The following is an 11,283-nucleotide window of genomic DNA, read 5'->3' on the forward strand; positions in this document are numbered from 1 at the left end:
GGCCAGCAGGGGCGGAGGGGTGGCACGGCTACGCGTCCGTGGGCGCGGGCGTCACCCTGGATCATTTCAGCGACTGGCGCGCCAAGGGACCCGCACTGCAAGCGTGGCTGGGCGTGGAGACGCCGCCGGGCCTGTCCCTGGGCGCCGTCTTCGAGACGACGCAGACGTGGGGCCAGCAGTTCGCGGACGCGCAGGACCCGTCCCAGCTCAGCCGCGTGCAGCTGGACTACACGGCCGTGGGCATCGAAGCGCGCCTGCGCTTCTTCGGCGACAAGCCGGTGACGCCGTGGCTGGGCGCCCGGCTGGCGAAGAGCTGGGCCAAGCCCTTCACCCCCAACAACGTGGGCCAGCTGCGGCGCGAGGACTTCGACGTCACCAGCATGGCCTTCCGCGTGGGCCTGGACGGCTGGTTCAGCGACCGCTGGGGCATCTCGCTCGCCACCGCCCTCCAGTTCTGCGACCTGAAGTTCACGAAGGAGCCCAACGCGGACAGCACCTGCACCAAACCGCTGCAGAGCATCATCGCCGGGCCCGTGCTGCGGTTTTGATGCGGTTAGAGTGCGCGCCCATGAACGCGCCGTCCTCTCCCCCGGGTCCCCGCTGGCTGTACCTGCATGGCTTCGCGTCCGGCCCCTCCTCCACCAAGGGCCTCTGGCTGGACGCCCACTGGGCGAAGCAGGGCATCCCCCTGGAGCGCCTCAACCTGCGCGTGCCGTCACTGGAGCGCCTCAGCCTGGGCGCCATGCTGGACACCGTGCGCGACGCGCTCGGCGGCCCCCAGGAGCGCGCCGTGCTCATCGGCTCCAGCCTGGGCGGGCTCGTCGCCGCGCGCTGCGCGCAGCAGGATGCCCGCGTGAGCGCGCTGGTGCTGCTCGCCCCGGCCTTCCACTTCGTGGAGCAGCTCCAGCGCCGCATGGGCCCTGACGGCTGGGCCCACTGGCAGCGCACGGGCTACATCGAAACGGACGACCACGCGGAGAAGCGCCGCGCGCGCGTGCACCACGGCCTCGTGGAGGAGGCCCAGGCGATGGACGCAACGCTGGGCGTCTGGCCCGACGTGCGCGTGCCCACGCTCATCGTCCATGGTCGACAGGACGACACCTGCGACGTGCGCTACTCGCGCGAGTGGGCGAAGGACAAGCGCCACGTGCGGCTGGTGGAGGTGGACGACGGCCACGAACTGACGGCCTCGCTACAGCGCATCGCCCTGGAGTCGGATGCGTTCCTCGCCCCGTGGCGGGGTGGGGTGGCGCCCCAGCAGGTGTTCACTGCCGGCTGACCTGCGCACGCACGCGCGCCCGCCTGCCTTGTGTCACGGCCGCGCCGGTTAAGGTTGCGGCCATGAACCGCGAATACCACCGTTGGTACAGCCAGCGGCTGAACCGGGACATGGAAGTGCTGCTGTACGGGCACGCGGGTGAGCCCATCCTCCTGGTCCCCACCAGCAAGGGCCGCTTCTATCAAGCCGAGGACTTCGGCCTCATCGGCGCCATCGCGGACTGCATCGCCGCGGGCCGCTACGTCGTGGTGTGCGTGGACTCGGTGGATGAGGAGTCCTGGTACAACAAGGACGTCGCCCCCGCCGTGCGCGTGGCCCGCCATGCCCAGTGGGAGGACTACCTCGTCCATGAAGCGGTGCCGCTCGTGCGCAGCCGCGCCAGTGGCGGTCGGCTCACGCTCGCCGGGTGCAGCCTGGGCGGCTTCCACACGTACAACGTGGGCCTGCGCCACCCGGACATCTTCCAGCGCCTCATCTCGATGGGCGGCAAGTTCGAGACGGACGACTTCCTCGACGGCCACCACGACGAACAGGTGTACTTCCACACGGCGCCGCACTGGCTGCCCGGCCTGCACGACCCCGCGCGGCTGAACGCCCTGCGCCGCGTGGAGATGACGCTGGCCGTGGGCGAGCACGACTTCTGCCGCCCCTCCAACGAGAACCTCTCCAAGCTGCTGTGGCAGAAGGACATCCGCAACGACCTGTCCATCTGGGACGGCGGCACCCACGACTGGCCCGTGTGGCGGCAGATGATCCGCCACTACCTGCCGGCCTGAAGCACGCCCCCGGCCCCTACTGCTCCAGGGGCCGGAGCGTGCCCGCGCTCACGCGCCAGAAGCGCCACAGCACCGCGAGGGCCACGGTGATGAGGCCCGCGCACAGGCCCCACCAGATGCCCAGCACGCCCATGCCCAGGCCGAAGCCCAGCAGCAGCGTCAGGGGCAGCCCCACCGCGTAGTGCCCCACGATGTTCGCCAGGAAGGTGAAGCGCGTCTCGCCCGCGCCGCGCAGCACGCCCGCGCCCACGCCCTGCACGCCGTCGAACACCTGGAAGATGGCGCTCACCATCAACAGCGGCAGCAAGAGCGGCAGCACCTCCGCCGGCGCCCCCGCGAGCCGCGCGAGGCTCCCGGGGAAGAACGCGAACACCAGCCCGCTGAGCGCCATCACCACCGCGCCGGTGGCGAAGGCCATCAACCCGCTGCGCCGCGCCTGCGGCGTGTCGTGCGCGCCCACCGCCCAGCCCACCCGCACGCTGCCCGCGTTGCCAATGCCCAGCGCCATGGTGAAGGTGAGGCTCGCGAACGAGATGGCGATCTGATGCGCGCCCACGCTCGCCGGACCCAGCCGCGCGGCCAGCACGCCCGCCAGCGCGAACACGCCCACCTCCGCCGCGATGTGCAGGCCGATGGGCAACCCCACCCGGAACGCGCGCAGCTGATCCGCGACCACCGGCAGCAGGGACGGCGTGCCCGGAATGGGAATCCCGCGCACCGCGCGCGCCACGATGAGCACCTCCATCGCCGTGCACAACAGCGTGGACAGTGCCGCGCCCGCCGCGCCCATCGCCGGCACGCGCGTGAGGGGCCCCGCCCACGCGGGCAGCGAGCTACCGCCGAAGACGAACAGCGGCACCATCATGAGGTTCAGCACGTTGGCCACCACGGTGGACACCACCAGCGGCCGGGGATTCCCGATGGCCTGCAGGTACGCGCGCCCCGTGAGGAAGATGAGCATCAGCGGCAGGCTGGGGGCGCGGAAGTGCAGGAAGGCGCGCACCTGGACGATCTGCTCCTCGGCCACGCCCACCCATGGCAGCGCGGACGGCACGGAGATGAGCACCGCCCACAGCACCACGCCCACGAAGGCGGAAAGCCACACGCCCTGCCAGAGCACGCTGCGCGCCCGCACCGGGTTGCGCGCGCCAATGGCCTGCGACACCAGCGGATCCACGCCCATCATCAGCCCCATGCCGAAGCTGCTGACGGCGAAGAAGAGGCTGTGGCTGAGGCCCACCGCGGCCAGCGCCGACGTGCCGGCGCGACCGACGATGAGCGTGTCCACCAGGCCCATCAGCGACTGGCCCGCCTGCGCGATGCACAGCGGCAGGGCCAGCCCCAACAAGGCGCGCAGCTCCCCCCGGTTCCGGGCCGACGAGGCCGAGGGGGACGACACGGACGGCTCGGTGGCATCGGGCGGCATGGCGGGGCCTATAGCCTCTTCGGGCGGGGATTGCGCTGCCCGAGCGACGGACGCGCCTCCCCTCCCCGCCTGACCGCCCGCCACCGGGCCGTCACCCCCACATCAGGGGTTGGTGACCCGGGGGAAGAGCGTGGTGACCAGCGGCGTCTGCAGGCTGTCCACCTTCGCCACGCGCAGGCCGCCGTCGCTGATGGCGTAGACGTAGTCGTCCGCCATCACGCTGCGGCGCACGTCCGGCCCGTAGTACCAGCTCCACTCGGGCGACCCCGAGCGCGCGAACAGGTCCGTCATGGACACCGCGCCCACCGGGGAGATGCCCGTCGCCGGGTCCACGCGGAACACGCGCAGCTCCGTGCGGAAGTTCCTCCAGTAGTCCTCGCCGTAGTAGCCGTAGGGCGAGTAGTCCGTGAAGGGGATGGCCACCAGCCCCTTGGCCGCGAAGTAGTTGAACGCCTTGTGCTGGTATTGCGCCTCGCTCCAGCCGTACGCGGTGCCCACGAGCTGCGTGTGGGTCTCCTTCGGGTGCGCCAGGTCGCTGACGTCGAAGAGCGACAGCTTGAGCGAACGCTCCCCGCAGCAGCCGCCGTTGGCGTCCGTCTGCACGCCCAGGGTCAGCAGCTGGTGGTCGCCCACCGGGTGCAGGTACGTGGCGAAGCCCGGCACCTTCAGCTCGCCCACCTTGCGCGGGTGCGCCGGGTCGCTCAGGTCGAAGGTGAAGAGCGGATCCACCTGGAGGAAGGTGACGACGTAGCCGCGCGGGCCGTCGAAGCGCGCGCTGAAGATGCGCTCCCCTGCCGCCAGGTCCTCGCTGCGGCCCAGCTCCACCAGGTGCCCGTCCTTCTCACCCAGCGTCGTCACGCGGCTGACCGTCGTCGTGCGGCCCCACCACCACGACGGGTGGTCCTCTTCCGGCAGGCGCGTGGTCACCGTGGTGGCCATGCGCAGCACGCCTTCATGCTCGTCCAGGGCGAACTGGTTGATGGGCGCGCCCTCCAGCGTGCCGGAGCCCACGTACACCGCGCGGCCCGGCTGGCGGGTGTCGAACTTGTGGACGTAGGTGAAGTCCTTCTGCCCCGGCTCCGGCCACCACCAGTAGTGCGAATGCGCGAGGTAGAGCGAGTCCTTGGACGCGTACACCGTGCCCGGCTCCGCCACCAGGTGGGTGCGCCCCGGCGCCGCCGTGCGCGCGTCCAGGTCCATGGACGCCACCGTCACGAAGCCCAGCGCGGACGGCGCGTTGCTCCGGTAGAAGTCACCGCACGCCACCGGCAGCGCCGTCGTCACGCCGGCCGCGTCCACGTGCTTGCCCGCGGGCAGCCACTTGTCCAACGTGTTCGCGCGGATCAGCTTCTCGTTGCGCTCCATCTGCGCATCGATGGCGTCCTCCAGCTTGTCCTCGTCCTTGTAGAGCTCCTCCGAGTAGTCCACCCACAGCTTCACCTCCTCCGGCCAGCGGAACGTGTCCGCGAGGACGAAGCGCACGGAGCCGTCCACGCGGCGCGCCTGGCTGAAGAGGCCCGGCAGGTAGACCTGATCCACCACCGTGGGGTTCGCCACGTCGGACACGTCCACCGTCGTCACCTTGGTGCTGTCGCCGGCGTAGTACGCGCAGCCGAAGCCCGCGCAGTCCATCGCCGGCGAGGCGACATCCCCCGCGAAGCCGCCGCCGTAGTAGCCGCCGCCCGGCTTGCCCGCGAGGCCCTGGTGCACCTGCGAGACGATGACCAGCCGCTGGTGCTCATCCAGCAGCATCTCCCGGGGCCAGCCCTCCACCTCCAGCGAGCTCGCCAGCGTGAGCTGCTCCGCGGGCCACGAGCGGTGCGCGTAGAGCCGGTTGCCCGACAGCACGAAGATGCGCGTGCCGTCGTTCTGCACGAAGTCCGACTCGTGCACGCCTTCCACCTGGTTGTTGGTGCCGGTGGAGTCCTTCGGGGCCTGCGGCGACGCCGAGCCACCACCCGCGGAGTCGTCCGCGGACATCTCCGGGGGCATGCCGCCGAAGTCGACGCCCCGGCCGCGGCCGAACCGCTCCCAATACCCCGGCTTCTGCTGCTCCAGGCTCGCGCGCATCTGCTTGGACGCGGTGTCCTCGATGTACTTCTCCAGCGCGTTGCAGTCGTTGAACCCCTCCAGCTTCAGCGACTGCTGCACGGGTTCGTTGCCCAGCCCGCCCGGCGGCCCCTTCTCCCCGTCGCTACACCCCACCGCCAGCAGCGTGAATCCCACCGCTCCGAAACGCGTCCAATGCATGAGCCACCCTCCCTCGAAGACTTCGCGGGCATGGCGCATTGCCACGCCCGTGCCAGGGGGGAAGCCGCGCCCTGCCGCCTGCGATTGCGGGGGGTTGCGGGGCGCACCCAGGCGCCCATCGCACTCAGAAACCTGAGGCGCGCGCGGTGCTGGCGGGGGGAAAACCGAGGGTCTGGGGCACGAAGCGCACGAAGCGCTGCGCCAGCTGCGCGTCCATCCCCTCCAGCTTGAGCCCCATGCCCGTCTGCGAACGGAAGGCGCTGCCGGGGCCGGGCGGGTTGGACCACGCCACCACCGCCTCCGCGGCGCACGGCGTGCGCTGGCCCGCCATCACCAGCCGCAGCGACAGCCGGGCGCCTTCCCGCGCGGGCGTGAGCGTGCGCACGAAGAGGCCCTGGGGGCTGGCGTCATGGCTGAAGCCGCTGAGCGTGGGCCCGCCCTGCGTGGAGAACTCCACCACGGTGAAGAACGGCACCCGCTCCGCGGCCCGCAGCGGCACGGTGCCCGGCGACAGGCGCGCGAGCACCCGCCCCAGCAGCTCGTCCGCGCCCAGGTTGCGCTTCTCCAGGAGCGGCGCGCCGCACAGCGCCTGCGCGCGGGTGAGCACGTCCGGCGCCTCCTCCACCCGCGACATCAGCACCAGCGGCTTGCGCGGAAACTGCTCCCGCAGGCGCGTGGCCAGCGCCAGCGCCTCGCGCGGCAGCCGCGACACGTCCACCACGAAGCCGTCCAGCCGGTCGCTGTGGGCGGCGGCCTGCTTCCCCGCGTCGTCCAGGTCCTTCGCGTAGAGCACGTGCAGCCCCTCGTGCTCCAGCGCCCCGCCGAGGAAGGTGTGCAGGAAGCGGCCGCCCTCCACCAGCAGCATGCCGCGCCCGCGCGGAGGCCCCGTCCAGGCGCGCTCCCGGGACGCGCGCACCGCGGCCACCTTCGCCGCCAGCGCCTCCTGGCTCACGGGCTTGGGCAGGAAGTCGTCCGCGCCCGCGCGCCCGCAGTGCATCACCTCATGCGGCTCGTCCGCGGCGGTGAACATCACCACGGGCACGTTGCGCCCGGCCGCGTGCGCCTTCACCGCGCGGCACGCCTCGTCCCCCTGCAGCTTCTCCAGGTGCAGGTCCATCAGGATGAGCGCCGGCACCCGCTGCTCCAGCTCCGCGAGGCACGCGTCCGCCCCCTCCAGCGCCACCACGTCGCAGCCCATGCGCGACAGGTGCAGCCGCACCACGTCCCGTGCCGTCCGCGAGTCGTCGACGACGAAGACCAGGTCTCTCGGGCGGGGAGAAAATCCGGGGGTCATCATGACTCCCGGAGATAAACGGACTCCACGAAAGGCACCACGCACCGCGCGAAGCAACGTGCGCTGGTGGACGCCTCGCGGCCGTGGCGCGTGACGTCAGCCACGGGGTTCCGCGCGACCCGACAGAAGCTGCGTCAGCTGGCGGGCAATCTGGGCGCACTGCGCCGCGTCTCCGGCCTCCAGCGCGTCCTTGCCGCCCACCAGGAGCTGCTGGACGGTGCCCACCGCGGACTCGGTCTCCGGGCTGGGGTTCTCCTTCGCGCTCTTCTGGAGCAGGCGGGCGAGCTTCTCCCCGCGCTCCAGCAGCTTGCGGAAGGTCTCCTCCGCGCGGCGCGCGTCCACCACGCCCTGCGCCTGGGCGTAGTTGAGCTGCTCCTGGCCCAGCTTCTCCACCTCGCCCTGGGGCAGGCTCGCACGCGCCTCCAGGCGGACCAGGTCCATGTTGCCGGAGGTGAGGTCGGTGGCCTTCACCGCGAGGATGCCCTCGCTGGACAATTCGAAGACGACCTCCAGCGGCGTCTCTCCGCGCGCGGCGACGTGGAGGTTCTTGAGCACCACCTCGCCCAGCTTGTGGTTCTCGTCCTGGAACTCGCTCTCCCCCTGGTACACGGGGATGCGCGCCTCGGACTGGCCGGAGGTGCCCGGGAAGAAGATGTCGCGCGCCACCACCGGCACGCCCGTGTTCTTGGGGATGAGCCGCTTCACGCGCCCGCCCATCACGCCCACGCCCAGGCTCTGGCTGGCCACGTCCAGCAGCAGCGCCTGCCCCGCCTGCCGGATGAGCTCGTCCGCCTGCACCGCGGCGCCCAGCGCCACCGCCTCATCCGGGTGCACGTCCGTGGAGGGCGCGCGGCCGAAGAAGTCCGCCACCAGCCGGCGCACCATGGGCACGCGCGTCATGCCGCCCACCAGCAGCACCACGTCCACCGAGCGCGGATCCATCTTCGCCTCGGCCATCACCGTCTTGCAGACCTCCAGGCACCGGCGCGACAGGGGCTCCGACAGCGTCTCGAAGAAGCTGCGCGTGAGCGCGGTGTTGATCTCGGTGAAGCGCTTCCCGCCCGCGGAGTGGTCACCCAGGCCGGCCACGGAGATGGAGGCCTCGTCCGCTTCCGTCAATTCGCGCTTGGCCGCCTCCGCCGCCACCTTCAGGCGCCGCAGCGACTGCGGATCCTTGGACACCGCGTCCTGGAAGGCGTCCTCCACTTGCGCCAGGAGCCACTGGACGATGCGCTGGTCGAAGTCCTCGCCCCCGAGCGCGTGGTCGCCGCCCGTGGCCTTCACCTCGAAGACGCCCGCCTTCACGTCCAGGATGGACACGTCGAAGGTGCCGCCGCCCAGGTCGAACACCAGCGCGCTGCCCTCGAAGCCGCGCGACAGGCCGTACGCCAGCGCCGCCGCGGTGGGCTCGTTCACGAGCCGCACCACATCCAAGCCCGCGATGCCCGCCGCTTCACGCGTGGCCTGACGCTGGTTGTCGTCGAAGTTCGCGGGGACGGTGATGACGCACTTGCGCACGTCGCGCCCGAAGTGCGCCTGCGCGTCCAATCGCAGCTCACCCAGGATGAAGGCGGAGATCTGCGTGGTGGGCAGCACCCGGCCGGCGAGCTTCACGCGCACGTCGCCCGTGGGGCCTGCGACGAGCGGATAGGGCACCATCGACTTCGCCTGCTGCACGAGCTCCGGCGTGTAGCGCCGCCCGAGGAAGCGCTTCGTGGCCCACACCACCGCGTCGGGTTGTTCCTCCGCGAGCGCCTGGGCCGCCTGCCCCACCACGCGGTCGCCCGCGCGCGTGAGCCCCACCACCGAGGGCGTGAGGCGTCCTCCCGCACGAGAAGGGATGAGGCGCGGACGTCCGTCTTCCACGGTCGCCACGACGCTGTTGGTAGTGCCCAGGTCGATGCCGATGACGGGTTCTTGCATGGGGCGGGAGGACCCCACGCTACGGTGACCCGCGCCTTCCGCCAAGTCCCTTGCTTCCCGGGCGTCACCTTGCGGTCGCTGAAACGGGCTGCCCGGCTCCAGGCCGTTCGGACCCCGACCGGACCCCGTTCCCGGAACCGGATTGCCGTGGCGAAATCCCCATGCTAAGGGCGCCAGCGTCATGGTGAACGTCTCCATCGCCCGCCGCTACGCCCGCGCCATCCTCGACGTCGCAGCGGAAGGCAACCGCACCGACCTTGTCGCGGAGCAGCTCAACGCCTTCGCAGACGTCGTCGGGCACAGCCCCGAACTGTCGGACGTGCTGCTCAACCCCGCCTACAGCCGCGCCCAGCGCAGCCGCGTGGTGGAGGCCGTCCTGCAGGCGCTGCCCACCCCCGCGGATCCGGCGCTCGCCAACGCGCTGCGGCTGCTGGTGGACCGCAACCGCCTGGGCTACCTGCCCGACATCGCCCGGCTCTACCGCGACATGGCGGATGCCCGCGCGGGTCGCGTCCGGGGCCAGGTCACCAGCGCCGTCCCGCTGTCCGCGGACGCCGTCACCGGCCTCCAGCAGTCGCTCCAGCAGCTCACCCAGCGCAACGTCGTGCTGGAGATGCGCGTGGATCCGGCGCTGCTCGGCGGCGTGTCCGCCCAGGTCGGCGGCACCCTCTACGACGGCACCCTGCGCACCCAGCTGGAGCAGATGCGCCGCGAGCTGAAGTAGCCTGCCTTCTGGGCGGCCCGGGCCAACGTCCCAGGTTGGTCGCCCTGCCCCGCAGTCCTAGTCAAACCCGTATTTCCTGCTGACACGGGGAATGGGTATACTTCTCGCTAACGCGGACAAGCCCGCGTTTTCCGAGACGACCCGCCCATGCCGCAGCCCCTGTTCCACCGGCTTCCCGGAGCCCTTCCGTCCGCAGGGGTTCCCGAGGAGGCATGGCCCTTCCTGGGTGCGTTGCTCAACGCGCCGGGTTGGGGGGTGGCGCTGCTGGACGCGGACTCGCGCCTGCTGTGGATGAACGACCTGCTGGCGTCGCTGTGCGGCCGGCCGTCGGGGCTCTGCGTGGGGCGGCTCCTGGTGGAGGCCTGGCCGGGGCTCGCGCCCATTCTGTCGCCGCTGCTGGTGCGCGCGCGCGCGGGCGAGCGCGTGGCGGAGGAGCTGGTGTCGGGGCGCTTCGGCGAGGTGGGCACGCACCGGCACCTGACGGTGAGCGCGCTGCCCGCGGCTCCGGCGGCGGGCGTGCTGCTGCTGCTGCGCGACACGTCCGCGCGCCTGCGCGACGAGGCGGCGCTGCGCGCGAGCGAGGAGCACATGCGCAGCATCGTGGAGATCGCCTGTGACGGGTACTTCTTCCACGACCGCGGGCAGTTCCTGGACATCAGCCCGGGGCTCGCGCACCTGCTGGGGCACTACGACACGGCGGAGCTGATCGGCCGCAACATCATCGAATGGGTGGCCCCGGAGTTCCGCGCCCCCGCCCGCGACGCGATGGAGCGCGGCGTGGAGGCCCCCTACGAGGTGGCCGTCCTCCACCGCGACGGCCGGCGCATCCCCGTGGAGGTGATGGCCCGCCCGGCCACCTTCCAGGGCCGCCCGGTGCGGCTCGCGGCGGTGTGGGACGTCAGCATCCGCAAGGCCGCCGAGGACCGCCTGTCCCGCATGGAGCACTTCCGCGAGCAGTTCCTGGGCGTGGTGGGCAGCGACCTCCATGCCCCCCTCCAGGCGCTCCAGCGGGACGTGCTCGCGCTGGAGCATGCCCCCACGCTGCCGGAGCCCCTGATGGAGCAGGTGGGCCGGGTGGGACAGGGCGTGCGGCGCGTGGAGCGGATGATCCACCAGCTCCTGGACTTCACCCGCGCCCGGCTGTCCGGCGGCCTGCCGTTGCAGGCGTCGTCCGTCCACCTGGGCCACGTGGTGGAGCAGGTGGTGGCGGACCGGCGGCAGGCGCACCCCGACCGGGACCTGCGCCTCACCGCCCTGGGCGACCTGCGGGGCACCTGGGACGGCGGCCGGCTCACCCAGCTGGTGGACGCGCTCCTGGGCAACGCGCTGCAATACGGCCCGCCCACGGCCCCGGTGGCGCTCCAGCTCCAGGGCCACGGGGACGGCGTCACGCTCCAGGTGCACGACCAGGGGCGCCGGGTGCCCCCGGAGAACCACGCCACCCTCTTCGAGCCCTTCCGGCGGCGCACCCCGACGGACAAGGACGGGCTGGGGCTGTCGCTCTACCTGGCCCGGCAGATTGCCCTGGCCCACGGTGGGCGCATCTCCGTGGAGTCCGGTGGGACCGAGGGCACCCGCTTCATCGTGTGGCTGCCCCGGACGGGCGGCGGC

General features: G+C 72.0%; 9 protein-coding genes. 5 read left to right on the plus strand and 4 right to left on the minus strand.

Annotated features, from left to right (window positions below; all coding sequences use genetic code 11):
• The 3 genes from D7V97_RS32080 to D7V97_RS32090 all read left to right on the plus strand — a co-directional run.
• Window positions 1-548 (plus strand): hypothetical protein (locus tag D7V97_RS32080; protein WP_120614432.1); only part of this gene is annotated, 548 nt, incomplete at its 5' end.
• A gap of 20 nt (window positions 549-568) precedes the next feature.
• Complete coding sequence (locus D7V97_RS32085) at window positions 569-1,279, plus strand: YqiA/YcfP family alpha/beta fold hydrolase (RefSeq protein ID WP_120614433.1); 711 nt, start codon at window positions 569-571, stop codon at window positions 1,277-1,279.
• Window positions 1,280-1,341: 62 nt separating this feature from the next.
• Window positions 1,342-2,055 (plus strand): esterase family protein, encoded by a 714-nt coding sequence (locus D7V97_RS32090; protein WP_120614434.1) that lies wholly within the window; start codon window positions 1,342-1,344, stop codon window positions 2,053-2,055.
• Window positions 2,056-2,071: 16 nt separating this feature from the next.
• Here D7V97_RS32090 and D7V97_RS32095 read toward each other — a convergent pair whose 3' ends face one another.
• The 4 genes from D7V97_RS32095 to D7V97_RS32110 all read right to left on the minus strand — a co-directional run bounded on the left by D7V97_RS32095 (window position 2,072) and on the right by D7V97_RS32110 (window position 8,948).
• Window positions 2,072-3,481 (minus strand): MATE family efflux transporter, encoded by a 1,410-nt coding sequence (locus D7V97_RS32095; protein WP_120614435.1) that lies wholly within the window; start codon window positions 3,479-3,481, stop codon window positions 2,072-2,074.
• A 102-nt stretch (window positions 3,482-3,583) separates the two neighbouring features.
• A complete protein-coding gene (locus D7V97_RS32100) occupies window positions 3,584-5,731 on the minus strand; it encodes a beta-propeller domain-containing protein (RefSeq protein WP_120614436.1) in 2,148 nt (715 codons plus the stop codon).
• Between the two features lie 124 nt (window positions 5,732-5,855).
• Window positions 5,856-7,028 carry a TIGR02266 family protein gene (locus tag D7V97_RS32105; RefSeq protein WP_233583363.1) on the minus strand — a complete coding sequence of 391 codons (1,173 nt, stop codon included), beginning with the start codon at window positions 7,026-7,028 and terminating at the stop codon, window positions 5,856-5,858.
• 93 nt (window positions 7,029-7,121) lie between these two features.
• The gene (locus D7V97_RS32110) at window positions 7,122-8,948 is read right to left on the minus strand and encodes an Hsp70 family protein (protein ID WP_120614439.1); all 1,827 of its coding nucleotides are present in this window, start codon (window positions 8,946-8,948) and stop codon (window positions 7,122-7,124) included.
• Between the two features lie 181 nt (window positions 8,949-9,129).
• Here D7V97_RS32110 and atpH point away from each other — a divergent pair, with 181 nt between their 5' ends.
• Window positions 9,130-9,672: an ATP synthase F1 subunit delta gene (gene atpH / locus D7V97_RS32115; RefSeq protein ID WP_120614437.1), complete on the plus strand. Its 543-nt coding sequence runs from the start codon at window positions 9,130-9,132 to the stop codon at window positions 9,670-9,672.
• A gap of 147 nt (window positions 9,673-9,819) precedes the next feature.
• The coding region (locus D7V97_RS32120) for an ATP-binding protein (protein ID WP_147445057.1) at window positions 9,820-11,283 on the plus strand (1,464 nt) is incomplete at its 3' end.

The organism is Corallococcus sp. CA053C, assembly GCF_003611675.1.
GTDB lineage: Bacteria > Myxococcota > Myxococcia > Myxococcales > Myxococcaceae > Corallococcus.

Excerpts from the sequence above, each read along its gene's own strand:
- D7V97_RS32085 (WP_120614433.1), top strand. The coding sequence starts at position 569 with ATGAACGCGCCGTCCTCTCCCCCGGGTCCCCGCTGGCTGTACCTGCAT.
- D7V97_RS32090 (WP_120614434.1), top strand. The coding sequence starts at position 1,342 with ATGAACCGCGAATACCACCGTTGGTACAGCCAGCGGCTGAACCGGGAC.
- D7V97_RS32095 (WP_120614435.1), bottom strand. The coding sequence starts at position 3,481 with ATGCCGCCCGATGCCACCGAGCCGTCCGTGTCGTCCCCCTCGGCCTCG.
- D7V97_RS32100 (WP_120614436.1), bottom strand. The coding sequence starts at position 5,731 with ATGCATTGGACGCGTTTCGGAGCGGTGGGATTCACGCTGCTGGCGGTG.
- D7V97_RS32105 (WP_233583363.1), bottom strand. The coding sequence starts at position 7,028 with ATGATGACCCCCGGATTTTCTCCCCGCCCGAGAGACCTGGTCTTCGTC.
- D7V97_RS32110 (WP_120614439.1), bottom strand. The coding sequence starts at position 8,948 with ATGCAAGAACCCGTCATCGGCATCGACCTGGGCACTACCAACAGCGTC.
- atpH (WP_120614437.1), top strand. The coding sequence starts at position 9,130 with ATGGTGAACGTCTCCATCGCCCGCCGCTACGCCCGCGCCATCCTCGAC.